Below are 17,115 nucleotides of genomic sequence, written 5' to 3'. Positions count from 1 at the left end.
CGCCGTTCCGGTCACCGGACTGGACCGAACAGGTTCCGGGATATTCACATCCGACCGGATGGCTCAGGTCGGATGGCCTGCGAGACCCATGGTCGCGCCGGCCGCGATCGACACACACCGTAGCCGAATGGGGAGCACCCTCGGTCACCGACTGTCACCACCCGCGATCAGGACACCTTCTCCCGGGTGGTGTGGGGCGGCGGAGGAGGGAGTCGGGGGTGTCCGCGGTGGTCGTGCGCGGTCGGGTGGACTACCGGAAAGGTGGTCCGAATCGATCACCGTCGCTCTACGCTGGCAATGCGGCAGTGGCGTCGATCACCTCGGAAGGGGGCGGTCGTGGCGGTCCAGGCTCGGCAGCGCGCGGCGGTCGTGGCACGGGTGACCGGGCTGGCGCGGAGCACGCCGGGCAGGCTGAGCGCACTGGCGCTGGCGCTGATCGCGGTGAGCCTGCTGGCGGGCGCGCTGTCGGCGTTGTCGGTGCAGGGTCGTTCGGACGCGCTGGAGGCGTTGGCCGATCGCAGCGAACCCCTGGCGTTCGCCGCGCAGGAGGTCTACCGGTCGATGGCCGACGCGGACGCGACGGCGTCCGGCGCGTTCCTCTCCGGCGGCGTCGAGTCGCCCGCCCTGCGCGCCCGCTACGAGGCGGACGTGGCGAAGGCCGCGCTCGCGCTGTCCGCCGCCACCGGCGAGTCGGCCGCCTCGTCGGGTCTCGCGGACAGCCTCGCCACCCTGTCCGGGCAGCTGCCCGTCTACACCGGACTGGTCGAGACCGCGCGCACCCACAACCGCCAGGGCAACCCCGTCGGCGCGGCCTACCTGCGCGAGGCCTCCAGCCTGATGCGCGACCGGTTGCTGCCCGCGGCCCGCCGGCTCTACGAGGTGGAGAACGCGAACGTGGTCGCGGACCTGGCGGACGCGGGTTCGCTGCCGTGGCTGGAGGTGCTCGCGGGCGTGGTGGCGCTGGCCGCGCTGCTGGTCGCCCAGCGCTACCTGACCCGCAGGACCAACCGGCTGCTCAACGTGGGTCTGGTCGCGGCGACCGCGGCCACCCTGGTGTCGCTGCTGTGGGTGCTGGTCGCGAGCCTGCTGGTGGTGTCGGACACCGCGCGCAGCACCGACAGCGCGACCGCCGTCGACCTGGCCGCCCGCGCCCGCATCGCGACCCTGACCGCGCGCGGCGACGAGACGCTCACCCTGGTCGCGCGGGGCAGCGGCGCGGCCTACGAGAAGCACTACACCGAGGCCGACGCCGAGCTGACCGACCTGTTGTCCAGGTCGCAGGCCGACGCCGCCGAGGCGCTCGGCCACCACGACCAGTGGAAGCGGGCGCACGAGCGGGTCCGCAAGGCCGACAACGACGGCGACTACACCACGGCCGTCGGCCTGGCCCTGAGCACCGGCCCGGACGGCGCGGCCGCCGCGTTCGACGCGCTGGACTCGGACCTTGTGGACGCCTTGGGCGCGCGCCGGGCCGAGCTGACCGACGCGATCGGCTCGGCCCGCGGCGCGCTGGGCGGCGCGGTGCCGGTCGTGGTGGTGTCGGCGCTGGTGGCCGCGGCGGCCTCCACGGGCGGGTTGTGGCAGCGGCTGAAGGAGTACCGGTGAACGGGACGGGGCGGTGGGGTCTGCTGCTGGGGGCGGCGCTGCTGGCGGCCGGGTGCGGCGCGGTGCCCAGTTCGGCGCCGCCGATCGGGGGCGGCTCGGCGCAGGCGCCCCGGCCCGCGGACGTCTCGGAGCTGACCGCGCCGCCCAGCACCGCCACCGCGGCGCCCGCCTCGTGCGACCCGACGGCGAGCCTGCGCCCGACCGGCCCGCTGCCCGCGGTGGGCCAGGCGCCCGCCGGGTCGACCATGGCCGACATCGTCGCGCGCGGCCGGCTGATCGCGGGCGTCGACCAGAACACCTACCTGATGGGCTTCCGCAACCCGCTCAACGGGCAGCTGGAGGGTTTCGACGTCGACATGGTCCGCGAGGTCTCCCGCGCCCTGTTCGGCGACCCCGACCGGATCCAGTTCCGGGTGCTCACCTCGGCCGACCGCGTCCCCGCCCTGGAGGAGGGCAAGGTCGACATCGTGGTGCGCACGATGACGGTCAACTGCGAGCGCTGGCAGAAGGTCAACTTCTCCACCGTCTACTACCAGGCCGGGCAGCGGGTGCTGGTGCCCACGTCCTCCGACGTCACCGGAATCGACGGGCTCGGCGGCCGGAAGGTGTGCGCCACCAAGGGTTCCAACTCGCTGGTGAACATCGCCAACGCGGCGTCGAAACCGGTGCCGGTGCAGGTCGCGGACTGGACCGACTGCCTGGTGCTGCTCCAGCAGGGTCAGGTGGACGCGGTGTCCACGGACAACCCGATCCTGGCGGGACTGGCCGCGCAGGACCCGTACACGAAGGTCGTCGGCGACCCGTTCACCTCCGAGCCCTACGGGATGGCGTTCCCCAAGGCGGACGAGGACTTCGTGCGGTTCGTCAACGCGCTCCTGGAACAACTGCGCGCCGACGGCCGATGGGCGGCCATCCACCAGCGCTGGCTCGGCACGCCGCCGGCGCCGCCCGTCGCGTCCTACCGGGACTGACCGTGGGCGCGGCGGAGGAGTTGGCGCGGTTGGTCGCCGAGGGCGACCGGGTGACGGCCGCGCTGCTCGCCATGGACGACCACCCCGGGCACCGGTTGCTGCGGGCGCACCGGCTCACCGGCGGGACCCGCGCGCGGTGGGAGCGCACCAGCACGTCGATGGCGCTGCTGTGGGAGTGGTTCGACGTGTACCGGTCGGTGCTGTCCCGGGCCCGCGACGCCGAGCCGGACGCGCTGGCCCGGCTGCTGGACGAGCCGGTGGAGCTGGACCCGAGGCCGGTGACGGTGCGGACGCTGACCGGACCGTCGACCCGGGTCGAGCGGATCACCCTGGCCGAGCTGGTCGACCGGATGCGCGAGCGGTACGCGGAGGTGACCGCCGTGCTGACCGGTGCGCACGACGCGTGGAGCGCCCGGCTGGCCGTGCTGGACCCGCTGGGCGCGACCCTGGCCGCCCTGCCCGACTCTCCGCCGGTGCTGCGGCTGCGCGAGGAGGTGGCGCGGGCGCACGCGCGCGCGGTGGGCGACCCGCTGACCCCGGACCCGGAGGTGGCGGAGCTGGCCGACCGGGTCGCGGAGCTGGCCGTCCTGGACCGCGACCTCGGCGGGCGGGTCGAGGCGATGCGGGCCAGGATCACCGAGGTGACGGCGTTGCGGGAACGGGCACGCGTGCTGCGGCCCGAGGTGGTCGCCAGGATCGCGGGCGAGCACCCGCCGGTGCCGGACGACGATCCGGGCCGGGCACTCGAGGAGCTGCGCGCGCGTTACCCGGACGTGCGCGAGGTGGACGTGGCCCGGGTGGAGTCGGCGGTGGACGCGGCGTGGGAGCGGGCGGGCGCGCTGGTGTCCCGGTTGGAGGGCTCGCTGGCGCGGCGCGCGGAGCTGCGCGGCCGGCTGGAGGCGTACCGGGCCAAGGCGAGCCGCACCGGGTTCGCCGAGGACGCCGGGTTGGCCGAGCTGTACCGGGCGGCCCAGCGGGTGCTCTACGACGCGCCGTGCGACCTGGCCGAGGGCACGAGGACGGTGAACCGCTACCAGCGGGGCGTGCTGGACAGGACGGAGGCGGGCCGGTGAACGCGTGTCCACGGCCGGGGTGCGGCGGGCGGCTCGACGACGAGGGCTTCTGCGACGCGTGCGGGTTGGAGGCGCCGGTGCCGGTGGCCACCGGGGTGTCGACCGGTCCGGGCACCGCGGCGTGGACCGGCGCGGCGTCGGGCTCGACCGCGGCGACGGGCGGTTCCGGCGGCACCCGGTCGCGGCGCGGGTCGACCCGCTCGTCGGGGCGCGGCCGGTTGGGCGCGGGCCTGGTGGAGGTGCCGCGGGTGCCCTACCGGGACCCGAAGACGGCGGTGCTGGCGAACCCGGAGGTGCCGGAGTCCAAACGGGTCTGCTCGGGCTGCCTCAAGGAGGTGGGTCGCGGCCGCGACGGGCGGCCCGGCCGGGTGGAGGGGTTCTGCGCGCACTGCGGGCACCGCTACTCGTTCACCCCCAAGCTGCGGCCCGGCGAGCTGCTGCACGACCAGTACGAGGTGCTGGGCTGCCTGGCGCACGGCGGCCTGGGCTGGATCTACCTGGCCGCCGACCACGCGGTGAGCGACCGCTGGGTGGTGCTCAAGGGCCTGCTGGACTCCGGCGACGCGGACGCGATGGCCGCGGCGGTGGCCGAGCGGCGGTTCCTGGCCGAGACCGAGCACCCCAACATCGTCAAGATCCACAACTTCGTGCAGCACGTCGACCGGCGCAGCGGCGAGCTGGTCGACTACATCGTCATGGAGTACGTCGGCGGCACGTCGGTGAAGGACCTGCTCAAGCAGCTGCGCGAGGACGGCGACGGCCGCGGCTCGCTGCCGCCCGACCAGGCGATCGCCTATGCGCTGGAGGTGCTGCCCGCGCTGGGCTACCTGCACGAGGTGGGCCTGCTGTACTGCGACTTCAAGCCGGACAACGTGATCCAGACCGAGGAGCAGCTCAAGCTGATCGACCTGGGCGCGGTCCGCCGGATCGACGACCGCAACTCCCCCATCTACGGCACCATCGGCTACCAGGCGCCGGAGATCGGCCGGTCCGCGCCCACGGTGGCCTCCGACCTGTACACGGTGGGCCGGTCGCTGGCGGTGACCGCGCTGCCCCGGTTCGACTTCCGCCGCCGGTTCAAGGAGTCGCTGCCCAAGCCGGCCGAGGCGCCGCTGCTGGCCGAGCACGACTCGTTCCGCCGGTTCCTGGAGCGCGCCACGCACCGCGACCCGGAGAGCCGGTTCTCCTCGGCGGAGGAGATGGCCGAGCAGCTGACCGGCGTGCTGCGGGAGGTGCTGGCGCAGCAGGACGGCGTGCCGCGGCCCGGGTTGTCCGGTCAGTTCAGCCCCGAGCGGCGGGCGTTCGGCGCGGACGGGGTGCCCTCGCCGGAGGCGGTGGTGGCGGGACTGCCGGTGCCGCAGGTCGACACCTCCGACCCGGCCGCGGGGTTCCTGGCCACCGCGACCACGACCGGCGACCCGGGGCACCTGGTCGAGGTGCTGCGCGCGGCGCCGGTGTCGACGGTGGAGGTGCGCGCCCAGGTGGTGCGGGCGCTGCTGGACGCGGGCCGGCACGCCGAGGCGGACGCGGAGTTGGACGCGCTGGAGGCGTTGGCCGACGACGACCCGGACAAACCGGCGTCCGACGACTGGCGGCCCTCCTGGTACCGGTCGGTGGCGGCGCTGCTGCGCGGTGACCACCGCGACGCGCGGGCCGGGTTCGAGCGGGTGTGCGACGTGCTGCCGGGCGAGGCCGCGCCGAAGCTGGCGATCGCGGTGTGCGCGGAACTGGCGGGCGACCACGCCGCCGCGGCCGACTGCTACCGGGTGGTGTGGCGCACCGACCGCTCGTACGTGAGCGCGGCGTTCGGGTTGGCCCGGGTGCTGCTGGCGGGCGGCGGGCGGGACACGGCGGTCGAGGTGCTGCACTCGGTGCCGGACACCTCGAGCCACCACGTGGCGGCGCAGGTGGCGGCGGTGCGGGCGCGGGCCGACGGCGCGGTGGAGGACCTGCTGGCCGCCGGCGAGCGGCTCGCGGCGCTGGAGCTGGACGTGGCGCGGCGGATGCGGCTGTCGGTGGAGCTGCTCGACGCGGCGCTGGCGCACGCCCGGCACGGGTCGGTCGACGGGCGCGCGAGACTGCTGGGCCACGCGGTGACCGAGCCGGGCCTGCGCGAGGGCCTGGAGCAGTGCTACCGGACGTTGGCGCGGTTGGCCGACACCCCGGAGGAGCGGATCGCCCTGGTGGACCGGGCGAACGAAGTGCGACCCCGGACGTTGGTGTGATCATGGAATCCTGTCCCGAGTGCGCGGCGCCGGTGTCGTCGCAGGACCGCTTCTGCGAGGCCTGCGGCCGCAACCTGCGCGTGCAGCGGACACCGGTGGGCGGTCCGGGCTCCCCCGCGGCGGCGCGCTGCCCGTGCGGCGGCGCCGAGTTCGACGAGGACGGGTTCTGCGCGCGGTGCGGCCGGGTCCGCCCGGCGGGCCGGGACCGGGCCGAGTTCTCCTTCCCCGGCGTGGCCGGGGTGACCGACCGGGGCAGGCGGCGGGCGCGCAACGAGGACTCGCTGGCGTTCGGCCGGGTCCGCAAACGCGGCGTGGTGGCCGCGGTGGTGTGCGACGGGGTCGCCTCGTCGGAACGCGCCGAGCAGGCCTCGCAGCTCGCCGTGGACACCGCGTTGGACGTGCTGCTGACCGCCATGCAGTCCGGCGGGGACCCCGAGCAGGCCACCGTCGACGCCGTCCTCGCCGCGGACGCCGCGGTGTCCCGGCTGGCCCGCGCGGAGGCCGCCGACGTCGCGCCGTCGTGCACCTACGTGTCGGTGGTGCTGACCGAGGAGACCGCGACCGTCGGCTGGGTCGGCGACAGCCGCGCCTACCTGGTCGGCGAGGCGGGCGCGACCCGGTTGACCACGGACGACACCTGGGCGGCGCAACTGGTCGCGGACGGCGTGATCACCGCGGAGGAGGCGCTGACCGACCGGCGCGCGCACGTGCTGTCGCGGTGGCTGGGCGCGGACTCCGGGTTGGAGGCGCCCCGGACGATGACCTTCCGGGTGGAGACGCCGAGCCTGCTGGTGCTGTGCAGCGACGGGTTGTGGAACTACCTCCCGGAGCCGGAGGACCTGCTGGAGGTGCTGCCGCGCGGTGTTCCGCCGGTGGAGGTGGCGCGGGAACTGGTCGAGGTGGCGCTGAAGTCCGGCGGCCACGACAACATCACGGTCGTCGTAGTCCAACTGCGGGGTGGCAATGGCGCTTGAGTTCGGGGTCGAGGTCTACCAGAACGAGTACCTGCCGGAGGGGTCGGCCGACGTCGACGCGATCGTCACGGTCACCGCGAGCGGCGCGGAGAAGTCCGGCCCGGTGGCGGCGGGCGACGTGGCGCAGGTGCTGATCGTGGACACCTCCGGGTCCATGCGCTACCCGCCGACGAAGCTGGCCGCGGCCAAGCAGGCCACCGCCGCGGCCATCGACACGCTGCGCGACGGGGTGTCGTTCGCGGTCGTCGCCGGCACCGAGCGGGCCCGCGTGGTGTACCCGGACGCGCGGGAGGCGCTGACCGTGGCGAACGACCGGACCCGCGCGGCGGCCAAGCGGGCGGTGGAGCGGCTGCGCGCGGACGGCGGCACGGCCATGGGCCAGTGGCTGACCACCGCGGACCGGCTGTTCGCCCGGCACACCGGTTCGCTCAAGCACGCGATCCTGCTGACCGACGGCCAGAACCAGCACGAGACGCCCGAGCAGCTCACCCGGGTGCTGGAGCAGGTGGGCGGCCGGTTCACCGGCGACTGCCGCGGCGTGGGCACCGACTGGCAGGTCGGCGAGCTGCGCCGGATCGCCGAGGTGCTGCTGGGCACCGTGGACATCGTGGTGGACCCGGCGGACCTGGCCGAGGACTTCCGCTCGATGACGTCCTCGGCGATGGACAAGGCGGTGGCCGGCGTGTCGCTGCGGCTGTGGACCCCGGAGAACGCCGAGGTGCTGTTCCTCAAGCAGGTCTCGCCGCAGCTGGTGGACCTGACCGGCAAGCGGGTGGCGGGCGCGCCGCGCACCGGCGACTACCCGACGGGCGCGTGGGCGGGCGCGGAGAGCCGCGACTACCACCTGTGCGTGCGGGTGCGACCGGCCGGTGTGGGCGACCGGATGCTGGCCTCGCGGGTGAGCCTGCTCGACGCGGCGGGGACGGTGCTGGGCCAGGGCCGGGTGCTGGCGGTGTGGACCGACGACACCGCCCTGTCCACCCGGCTCAACGCGGAGGTCGCGCACTACACCGGCCAGGCCGAGTTGGCCTCGGCGATCCAGGAGGGGTTGGAGGCGCGCAAGGTCGGCGACGTGGAGACGGCGACGGCCAAGCTGGGCCGGGCGGTGAAGCTGGCGCACGAGTCGGGCAACGCCGACACGTCCCGGCTGCTGGCGAAGGTGGTGGACGTGGAGGACGCGCCCACCGGCACGATCAAGCTGCGCGCGCGGGTCGCCGACGAGGACGAGATGACGCTGGACACCCGGTCGACGGTGACCAAGCGGGTCGGGAAGGGCTGAGCCGATGGCGAGGTGTCCGGCGGGCCACGACTCCACCACCGACGACTACTGCGACGTGTGCGGCGCGCCCATGGAGGCGCCGCCGCCCGCGCCGCGGGCCCACGACTGCGCGGCGTGCGGCGCGGTGCGGGTGGGCCGGTTCTGCGAGGAGTGCGGCCACGACTCGCTCACCCCGCCGCCCGCCGCCCCGCCCCAGGCCCTCTCGTGGCACGTGTCGGTGGAGGCGGACCGGGCCTACTTCGAGCGCGTGCTGGCCGTGGACGGCCCGGACGCCTCCGCCGTGGGCTTCCCGGAGTTCTGCCCGCCGCGCCGATTCGAGCTGTCCGGCCAACGGGTGTCGATCGGCCGCCGGAGCCGGTCGCGCGGCCTGGTGCCGGACGTGGACCTGACCGGCCCGCCGGAGGACCCGGGCGTGTCGCACAGCCACGCGCTGCTGGTCGCCTCGGCCGGCGGGTGGTCGGTGGTGGACCTGGGCTCGACCAACGGCACCACGGTGAACGAGGGCGAGGACCCGTTGCGCCCCAACGTGCCGCGGCCGCTGGCCGACGGCGACCGGGTGCACCTGGGCGCGTGGACCACCCTGACCCTGCGCCGCGGGTAGCACCGCGTCGGCCGGTGGGGCGCACCTGTCCGGATGGCTCGGCTCTCGAAGGCTTCGACCGCTGGTCGACCGGCGGGTGCCGAAGAACGCGCCGGCCTACCCCGGCGGTGCGGATCACCGACGAGAACGACCGCGTCCACAGCGTGTTCGGCACGACCCACGAGGGACCGGCGTCCGCCGCCGGCTCGCGGAGGTGGGGCCGGGCCTGCGGAGTTGGCGAGCGGTTAGCGACCCCGGTTTAGCCTCGAATTGTTCGACGGTGAATTCGGGGAGGGGTTTCCGTGGGCGACGCGGTGGATCTGGTGTTGGCGCAGTGGCGGGTGGAGCGGCCGGACGTGGACACCTCGCCGATGGCGGTGCTGGGGCGGGTGACCCGGCTGTCGCGGCTGTTGGAACGGGATCTGAAGGACTTCCTGGCGTGCCACGACGTCGAGGTGGGCGAGTTCGACGTGCTGACCACGCTGCGCCGGGAGGGCAGCGGCCGCGGCCTGACGGCGGGTGCGTTCCTCACCGGGTCGCTGGTCACGGCGGGCGCCATCACCAACCGGATCGACCGGATGCGCTCCAAGGGTCTGGTCGAACGCCGGCCCGACCCGGGCGACCGGCGCGCGGTGCGCATCAGGTTGACCCCGCGCGGCCGGGACCTGGTGGACGACCTGCTCGCCGCGCACATGAGCAGGCAGGCGGCGCTGCTCGAACCGCTGGACGCCGACACCCGCGCGGTGCTCGTCGGCGGTCTGCGCTCGTTGTTGCAACGCTGCGAATGACGGGGTGTCAGCCGGCGGTCAGGGTGCCGTCGAGCAGGGCGAGCAGGCGGTCCCAGTGGCGTTGCGTCCCGGCGGGGTCGAAGGCGTCGGTGTCGGCCATGGTGAAGCCGTGGACGGTGCCGGGGTAGATCTCGGAGGTGTGGTCGACACCCGCGGCGTCGAGTGCCCGGTTCAGCTCGCCGAGCGCCTCGGGCGTGAGATCGGTTGCGGCGTGGCCGAAGTGAGCCCGGGCGGTGAGTCCGGCGAGGCTGTCGGGCCCGTCGGCGCCGACCGGGGCGTGGAATCCGGCGACGGCGGCCACCAGGCCCGGGTGGGCCACGGCGGTGCGCACCGCGAGCAGGCCGCCGACGCAGTAGCCGGTCACCGCGACCGGTCCGCCGGCCACCTCGGACTGGGCGGTGAGGAACCCGAGGTAGGCGTCGGCGTCGCTCAGCACGCGGTCGACGGTGTGCTCGCGGATCAGGGGCATCAGCCGGGCGATGATCGCGGTCCGGGCCTCGCCCCCGATGTGCTCGGGGAGCTCCACCACCGGCGCCGGGCCGTGCCGGTAGAAGAAGTTCGGCACGAGCACGTAATACCCGTGCCCGGCCAACTCGAGTGCCATCTCCCGCAGCACGGGCCGATCGCCGAAGGCGTCCCCGTACATCAGCACCCCGGGGTGCCGGCCGCCCCGGTCGGGGACGGCGGCGAACGCGTCGGCCACACCGTCGGCGGTGGGGATCCGCAAGGTCTTGATAGGCACGGCTTCTCCTGTCGTGGGTCGACCTGTCGAGCGGGTGATCGACACGCCGGAGACGTGGTCCCACCCGACCGGCGCCGGAGCACCTCGTCCGCCCCGTCGGCGGACGAGGTCACCGCGGGATGGCGTCCAGGGCTTTGAACACGCGCTTGTCCGACACGGTGTAGCGGGTGCCGATGGTCTGGGCGAAGTAGCTCAGGCGCAGTTCCTCGATCATCCACCGCACCTCGTCCAGCCCGTCCTGCGGCTCGTCGGCGGGCAGCGCGGCGCGCAGTTCGCGGTACTCGGCGTGCACCTCGTGGACGCGGTCCATCCACTCCCGGTCGCGGGCCACGTTGGTGCCGAGCTTCTCCAGCCGGCGCGCGATGCCCTGGAGGTACCGCAGCACGTCGGGCAGCCGGTCCGCGCCGGCGCCGGTGACGAAACCGTCGTGCACCAACCCGGCCAGCTGCGCCCGCACGTCGGCCAGCGACTCCTCGAACACCGCGCCGCGCACGCCCGCGATCCGCAGCTCCACGTCCTGCGCGGCCTCCAGCACCCGCCGCACCTGGCGCACCACGTCGAACACCGCCTCGCCCAGGCCGCGGCGCACGTGCTCCACCAACGCCTTGAACGCCTTCTCGTTCCACACCGGCGCGCCCGCCTCGTGCATGAGCCTGTCGACCGCGGCGGAGATGCAGTCGGCCAGCAGCGGCGCGACACCACCGTGCGGGTTGCGCGTCAACGCGAGCTTCTCGGCGTTGTCCAACCCGCGCTGCAACAACTTCACCGGCGACGGCACGGCCAGCAGCACCAGCCGCCGCACCCCGCGCCACATCGCGTGCCGCTGCCGGCCCGGGGTGTCGAGGATCTCCACCGCGACGCTGTCGCCCTTGTCCACCAACGCCGGGTAGGCCGTCACCACGATCCCGGACTGGGTGCGCCGCACCGACTTCGGCAGCTCGCCGAGGTCCCACGTGGTCACCCCGGTGCGGGCCAACCCCGATGCGGCCGCGGCGAGCGACTCGCGCAGCCGGGCCTGGAGCTTGCGCTTGAGCACGCCCAGGTCCTTGCCGGTGGCCAGTTCCCGGTCGTTCTCGTCCACCACCCGGAAGGTCAGCTTGAGGTGCTCGGGCACCTGGTCGAGCTGCCACTCCTCGCGCGGCACGACCACGCCGGTCAGCTCCCGCAGCCGCCGTTCCAGCGCGGGCAGCAGCGGCTCGTCGGCCTTGATGCCCGCCAACGCCGCGTTCGCCACGTCCGGCACCGGCACGAAGTTGCGCCGGATCGGCTTGGGCAGCGACCGGATCAGCGCGATCACCAGGTCCGTGCGCATGCCCGGCACCTGCCAGGACAGCGAGTCCTCGGGCAGCGTCGTCAACGCGGGCAGCGGCAACCGCACCGTCACCCCGTCCGCGGCCACGCCCGGCTCGAACCGGTAGGTCAGCGGCAACGTCAACCCGCCGCGCGACAACTCGTCGGGGTAGGCGTCCGGTGTCACCTCGGCGCGCTCGTTGACCAGCATCGCCTTGTCGAACGTGAGCAGCTCCGGGGTGTCCCGCGAGGCCTTCTTCCACCACGAGTCGAAGTGCCGCACCGACACCACGTCCGCGGGCACCCGCTGCTCGTAGAACTCGTAGAGCGTCTCGTCGTCCACGACGATGTCCCGCCGCCGCGCCCGGTTCTCCAGCTCGGCGACCTCCTCGAGCAGCTCCCGGTTGCGCTGGAAGAACCGGTGGTGCGTGGTCCACTCCCCCTGCACCAGCGCGTGCCGCAGGAACAGGTCCCGCGCCAACTCCGGATCCACCCGCCCGTAGTCGACCTTGCGGGCCGCCACGATCGGCACCCCGTACAGGGTCACCCGCTCCATCGCCACGACCGCGCCGCGCCGCTGCTCCCAGTGCGGCTCGCTGTAGGACCGCTTCACCAGGTGCGCGCCGAGCTTCTCGGCCCACTCCGGCTCGATCCTCGCCACGATCCGGCCCCACAGCCGGGAGGTCTCCACCAGCTCGGCGGCCATCACCCACTGCGGCGGTTTCCGGAACAGCGACGAGCCGGGGAAGATCGCGAACTTCGCGCTGCGCGCGCCCAGGTACTCCGTCGACCCCCGCCTGCCCGCCTCGCGCTTGGGCACGTCCTTGAGCCCGATGTGCGAGAGCAGACCCGCCAGCAGCGACAGGTGCACGTTGCGCGGGTCCGCGGGCTCCTCGTTCACGTGCACGCCCAGCGTCTTGGCCACCTGCCGCAGCTGCGTGTAGACGTCCTGCCACTCCCGCACCCGCAGGTAGTTCAGGAACTCCGCCCGGCACAGCCTGCGGAACTGGTTGGAGGACAACTCCTTCTGCCGCTCCCGCACGTGCTGCCACAGGTTCAGGTAGGCCACGAAGTCCGACTCCGGGTCCTTGAACCGGGCGTGCTGCTCGTCGGCGGCCTGCTGCTTGTCCGACGGCCGCTCGCGCGGGTCCTGGATGGACAGCGCCGCCGCGATCACCATCACCTCGCGCACGCACCCGTTGCGGTCGGCCTCGATCACCATCCGCGCGAGCCTCGGGTCCACCGGCAGCTGCGCCAGCTTGCGCCCCAACGGGGTCAGCTTCTGCTCACCCGGCACGATCGCGCCCAGCTCCTGCAACAGCTGCACGCCGTCGTTGATGTTGCGCGCCTCCGGCGGCTCCACGAACGGGAACGCCGCGATGTCGCCCAACCCGATCGAGGTCATCTGGAGGATCACCGACGCCAGGTTCGTCCGCAGGATCTCCGGATCGGTGAACTCCGGCCGCGACAGGAAGTCGTCCTCGGTGTAGAGCCGCACGCAGATGCCCTCCGACACCCGCCCGCACCGGCCCTTGCGCTGGTTCGCCGACGCCTGCGACACCGGCTCGATCGGCAGCCGCTGCACCTTCAACCGGTGGCTGTACCGGGAGATCCGCGCCGTGCCCGGGTCCACCACGTACTTGATGCCCGGCACCGTCAACGACGTCTCCGCCACGTTCGTCGCCAGCACCACCCGCCGCCCCGAGTGCGGCTGGAACACCCGGTGCTGCTCGCCGAAGGACAACCGCGCGTACAGCGGCAGGATCTCCGTGTTCCGCAGGTCGGAGGCGGCCAGCGCGTCGGCGGTGTCCCGGATCTCCCGCTCGCCGGACAGGAACACCAGCACGTCGCCCGGCCCCTCGGCCTGCAACTCCCGCACCGCGTCGCAGATCGCCTGCGTCTGGTCGCGGTCCGGGTCGGCGTCCTCGTCGTCCGGGTCCACCACCGGCCGGTACCGCACCTCGACCGGGTACGTCCGACCCGACACCTCGATCACCGGCGCGTCACCGAAGTGCCGCGAGAACCGCTCCGGGTCGATCGTCGCCGACGTGATCACGACCTTCAGGTCCGGCCGGCGCGGCAGCAGCTGCTTGAGGTACCCGAGCAGGAAGTCCACGTTGAGGCTGCGCTCGTGCGCCTCGTCGATGATGATCGTGTCGTAGCGCGACAGCATCCGGTCGTTCTGGATCTCCGCCAGCAGGATGCCGTCGGTCATCAGCTTGACCAGCGTGTCGTCGCCCGAGTGGTCGGTGAACCGGACCTTGTACCCGATCGCCGAACCCAGCTTCGTGCCCAGCTCCTGCGCCACCCGCTCGGCCACCGTGCGCGCCGCCAGCCGGCGCGGCTGGGTGTGCCCGATCTGACCCACCACGCCGCGACCCAGCTCCAGGCAGATCTTCGGCAGCTGCGTCGTCTTGCCCGACCCCGTCTCGCCCGCCACGATCACCACCTGGTGGTCCCGGATCAGCGCCGCGATGTCGTCCTTGCGGGCGCTCACCGGCAACTCGCCCGGATAGGTGATCCTCGGTACGGTCTCGCGGCGCAGCGCGACCCGCAGCTCCGCCTCCTCGATCTCGGCCAGTACCTCGGCCTCGACCGCCGAACGGGCCTTGCCGTCGCGGACCTTGCGGGCGCCGTCGAGCCGGCGGCTCAACCGGCGCCGGTCCCTCGACATCAGCCCGGACAGGCGTTCGTGCAGGTCGGCGTGCGCGGTGGTGTTCATACTGCGACCGATGATATCGGGGGCCGCCGCACCCGGCCGCCGAATATCCGGTGGCACCGCGCACGTCCGCGCTCCGGTGTGGACACCGGAGCGGGTGGGCGGCGCGCGGGCCGGCACCGGGTCACCCGGCGGCACGCCGCCCGTCCCCCGACGTCACCGGCGCCCCGCGCCCGCGCACCGCCCACCACCTACCGGCGGGCCAACCCGCCGCCCGCGCGCACCCCCGCGACCACCTCCGCCAGGTGCGCCATCGACGCGCGGTGCAGGTTCGGGCCCAGGCTCACCCGCGCCACACCCCACCGCGCCACCGCCGCCGGCGTCGGGTCGCCGGGACGGTGCAGCACGTTCACCGGGCCGCCCACGTCCGCCACGAACCGCGCCACCAGGTCCACCGGCAGCAAGATCGGGAACACGCAGTCCGCGCCCGCCGCCAGGTACGCCCGCGCCCGCGCCACCGCGTCGTCGTACCCGCCCTCGCCGCCGCGCAGGAACACGTCCACCCGCGCGTTGATCACCAACTCCGGATCCGCCTCCCGCACCGCGCGCAGCAACGCCACCTGCTCCCACGACCCGACCAACCCCCCGGTCGCCGGATCGGAGTCCTCCAGGTTGCACCCCACCGCGCCCGCCGCCGCCAACCGCTCGGCCAGCACCGCGCCCGGCAACCCGTACCCGCGCTCCACGTCCGCGGTCACCGGCACGTCCACCGCCCGCGCCACCCGCGCGACCACGTCGAACACCTCGTCCGCCGACGCGCCCACACCACCCGCGTACCCCAGCGCCTCGCACACCGCGTGACTCGCCGTCGCCACCGCCGGGAACCCCGCGTCCGCCACCACCCGCGCCGACGCCGCGTCCCACACGTTCGGCAGCACCAGCGGATCACCCGGCACGTGCAGCGCCCGCAGCGCCGCCGCGCTCACGGCAGCGGCCACGCGCGCGACGCCGCCGCCACCCGGTTCCAGGTGTTGATCGTCGCGATCACCCACAGCAGCTCGGTCAGCTCCACCTCGGAGAACACCGCCGCCGCGGCGGCCCACACCTCGTCGGACACCGGGCCGTCCGCCAGCCGCGTCACCGCCTCGGTCAACCCCAGCGCCGCGCGCTCCCGCTCGGTGTACAGGTCCGCCTCCCGCCACACCACCAGCAGGTCCAGCCGCCGCTGCTCCTCGCCCTCCTCGCGGGCGTCGGTGACGTGCAGGTCCACGCAGTACGCGCAGCCGTTGACCTGCGAGGCCCGCAACCGGACGAGCTCCTGCACCGAACCCTCCAGCGAGGACTCGCGCGAGGCCTTCTCCAAACCCTTCATCGCCCGCGTCATGTGCGGCGCCAACCTGTCGGCGGCCACTCGAATCGTCATGCACCGCAACCTATTGGGTCCATTGGCCTACCGATAAGGTCCAATACCGTGTCACCGCACTGGGCCACTTCCGGCGTCGACCTGCACCTCGACCTCGACCCCGCCACCGGACGCCGCGCCGGCCTCGAACGCGCGCTCCGCGACGCCGTCCGCGCCGGCCGCCTCGCGCCCGGCGCCCGCCTGCCCGCCACCCGCGCCCTCGCCGTCGAACTCGGCCTCGCCCGCAACACCGTCGCCGCCGCCTACGACCAACTCGTCGCCGAGGGCTACCTCACCGCCCACCGCGGTGCCGGCACCCGCGTCGCCACCCTCTCCCCACCACCCGGTCCACCCGCGCGACCCGCCCGCGCCACCACACCGCGCCACGACCTGCGCCCCGGCCGACCCGACCCCACCTCGTTCCCCACCACCGCGTGGATCCGCGCCACCCGCCGCGCACTCACCTCCGCGCCCGCCGACGCCTTCGGCTACGGCGACCCCCGCGGCCGCGTCGAACTCCGCACCGCGCTGGCCGACCACCTCGGCCGCACCCGCGGCGTCCACGCCACCCCCGACACCGTCGTCGTCACCAACGGCTACGTCCAAGCCCTCGCCCTCCTCGCCGGCGTCCTCGACGGACCCTTCGCCCTCGAAGACCCCGGCCTCGCCCTGCACCGCGACGTCGTCCGCCGCGCCGGCCGCACCGTCGTACCCCTCCCCGTCGACCACCACGGCGCCCACCACCTCCCCGACCACGTCGCCGCCGCCGTCCTCACCCCCGCGCACCAGTTCCCCACCGGCGTGCCCCTGCACCCCGAACGCCGCCACGCCCTCACCGCCCGCGCCCGCGCCACCGGCGCGCTCCTCCTCGAAGACGACTACGACGGCGAGTTCCGCTACGACCGCCAACCCCTCGGCGCACTCCAAGGCACCGCGCCCGACCACGTCGCCTACGCCGGCAGCACCGCCAAAACCCTCGGACCCGGCATCCGCCTCGGCTGGCTCGTCCTCCCACCCCACCTCGTCGACCCCGTCGCCCGGGCCAAACGCGACACCGACCACCAAACCGACGTCATCGGCCAACTCGTCCTCGCCGACCTCATCACCAGCCACGCCTACGAACGCCACATCCGCGCCCGCCGCACCACCTACCGCCGCCGCCGCGACCTCCTCGTCCAACGCCTCCGCGGCCACCACCTCCACGGCGTCTCCGCCGGACTCCACACCCTCCTGCACCACCCCGACGAAGACCACGTCCTTGCCCTCGCCCGCGCCGAGGGACTCGCCCTCGGCGCCCTCCGCGACTACCACCACCACCCCGACCCCCACGCACCCGGCGGCATCGTCATCGGCTACGGCGCGCCCGCCGACCACGCCTACCGCAACGCCCTCGACGCCCTCGACCGCGTCCTGCGCGCCGCCGACCGGACACCCGCCGCAACCACAAACCGCCGTTCGGCGGATACCGAACACGGCAAGCGCTGATGAGGTAGACCTTGCGATGAGTCGGGGGACCATCGAGGGGGA

General features: G+C 74.1%; 13 protein-coding genes. 9 read left to right on the top strand and 4 right to left on the bottom strand.

Annotated elements, in window-relative coordinates; genetic code table 11:
- Positions 1-336: 336 nt before the first annotated feature.
- From AB0G50_RS22425 to AB0G50_RS22390, 8 genes are all read left to right on the top strand, one after another.
- A complete protein-coding gene (locus tag AB0G50_RS22425; RefSeq protein ID WP_360111758.1) occupies positions 337-1,605 on the top strand; it encodes a hypothetical protein in 1,269 nt (422 codons plus the stop codon).
- Entirely contained in the window at positions 1,602-2,576 is a 975-nt protein-coding gene (locus tag AB0G50_RS22420; protein ID WP_360111756.1) for a transporter substrate-binding domain-containing protein, read from the top strand. Before AB0G50_RS22425 ends, AB0G50_RS22420 begins: the two co-directional genes overlap by 4 nt.
- 2 nt (positions 2,577-2,578) lie before the next feature.
- Positions 2,579-3,649 (top strand): hypothetical protein, encoded by a 1,071-nt coding sequence (locus tag AB0G50_RS22415; RefSeq protein ID WP_360111754.1) that lies wholly within the window; start codon positions 2,579-2,581, stop codon positions 3,647-3,649.
- On the top strand, positions 3,646-5,874 hold the full coding sequence (locus AB0G50_RS22410) for a tetratricopeptide repeat protein (RefSeq protein ID WP_360111752.1): 2,229 nt from the start codon (positions 3,646-3,648) through the stop codon (positions 5,872-5,874). Before AB0G50_RS22415 ends, AB0G50_RS22410 begins: the two co-directional genes overlap by 4 nt.
- 2 nt (positions 5,875-5,876) lie before the next feature.
- The gene (locus AB0G50_RS22405) at positions 5,877-6,848 is read left to right on the top strand and encodes a PP2C family serine/threonine-protein phosphatase (RefSeq protein WP_360111750.1); all 972 of its coding nucleotides are present in this window, start codon (positions 5,877-5,879) and stop codon (positions 6,846-6,848) included.
- The gene (locus AB0G50_RS22400; RefSeq protein WP_360111748.1) at positions 6,838-8,127 is read left to right on the top strand and encodes a VWA domain-containing protein; all 1,290 of its coding nucleotides are present in this window, start codon (positions 6,838-6,840) and stop codon (positions 8,125-8,127) included. Before AB0G50_RS22405 ends, AB0G50_RS22400 begins: the two co-directional genes overlap by 11 nt.
- A 4-nt stretch (positions 8,128-8,131) precedes the next feature.
- Entirely contained in the window at positions 8,132-8,728 is a 597-nt protein-coding gene (locus AB0G50_RS22395) for an FHA domain-containing protein (RefSeq protein WP_360111746.1), read from the top strand.
- Positions 8,729-9,009: 281 nt separating this feature from the next.
- Positions 9,010-9,495: a MarR family transcriptional regulator gene (locus AB0G50_RS22390; RefSeq protein WP_360111744.1), complete on the top strand. Its 486-nt coding sequence runs from the start codon at positions 9,010-9,012 to the stop codon at positions 9,493-9,495.
- Positions 9,496-9,502: 7 nt separating this feature from the next.
- On the opposite strand, the gene AB0G50_RS22385 is transcribed toward AB0G50_RS22390, so the two are convergent.
- From AB0G50_RS22385 to AB0G50_RS22370, 4 genes are all read right to left on the bottom strand, one after another.
- Positions 9,503-10,237 (bottom strand): dienelactone hydrolase family protein, encoded by a 735-nt coding sequence (locus tag AB0G50_RS22385; protein ID WP_360111742.1) that lies wholly within the window; start codon positions 10,235-10,237, stop codon positions 9,503-9,505.
- 109 nt (positions 10,238-10,346) lie between these two features.
- Positions 10,347-14,249, bottom strand: a complete 3,903-nt coding sequence (gene hrpA / locus AB0G50_RS22380; RefSeq protein ID WP_360111740.1) for an ATP-dependent RNA helicase HrpA — start codon at positions 14,247-14,249, stop codon at positions 10,347-10,349.
- A gap of 188 nt (positions 14,250-14,437) precedes the next feature.
- Entirely contained in the window at positions 14,438-15,184 is a 747-nt protein-coding gene (locus AB0G50_RS22375) for an isocitrate lyase/phosphoenolpyruvate mutase family protein (protein ID WP_360111739.1), read from the bottom strand.
- Entirely contained in the window at positions 15,169-15,609 is a 441-nt protein-coding gene (locus AB0G50_RS22370) for a carboxymuconolactone decarboxylase family protein (RefSeq protein WP_360111737.1), read from the bottom strand. Before AB0G50_RS22370 ends, AB0G50_RS22375 begins: the two co-directional genes overlap by 16 nt.
- A 48-nt stretch (positions 15,610-15,657) precedes the next feature.
- Here AB0G50_RS22370 and AB0G50_RS22365 point away from each other — a divergent pair, with 48 nt between their 5' ends.
- Positions 15,658-17,073 carry a PLP-dependent aminotransferase family protein gene (locus AB0G50_RS22365; RefSeq protein WP_360111735.1) on the top strand — a complete coding sequence of 472 codons (1,416 nt, stop codon included), beginning with the start codon at positions 15,658-15,660 and terminating at the stop codon, positions 17,071-17,073.
- Positions 17,074-17,115: the final 42 nt, after the last annotated feature.

Source organism: Actinosynnema sp. NPDC020468, from assembly GCF_040642015.1.
Taxonomy (GTDB): Bacteria; Actinomycetota; Actinomycetes; order Mycobacteriales; family Pseudonocardiaceae; genus Actinosynnema.
This window is presented reverse-complemented; position numbering and strand designations above follow the sequence as displayed.

Bases quoted from the DNA above. Each gene is read 5' to 3' on its own strand.
- AB0G50_RS22370 (WP_360111737.1), bottom strand. From the start codon at position 15,609: ATGACGATTCGAGTGGCCGCCGACAGGTTGGCGCCGCACATGACGCGG.
- AB0G50_RS22405 (WP_360111750.1), top strand. From the start codon at position 5,877: ATGGAATCCTGTCCCGAGTGCGCGGCGCCGGTGTCGTCGCAGGACCGC.
- AB0G50_RS22395 (WP_360111746.1), top strand. From the start codon at position 8,132: ATGGCGAGGTGTCCGGCGGGCCACGACTCCACCACCGACGACTACTGC.
- AB0G50_RS22400 (WP_360111748.1), top strand. From the start codon at position 6,838: ATGGCGCTTGAGTTCGGGGTCGAGGTCTACCAGAACGAGTACCTGCCG.
- hrpA (WP_360111740.1), bottom strand. From the start codon at position 14,249: ATGAACACCACCGCGCACGCCGACCTGCACGAACGCCTGTCCGGGCTG.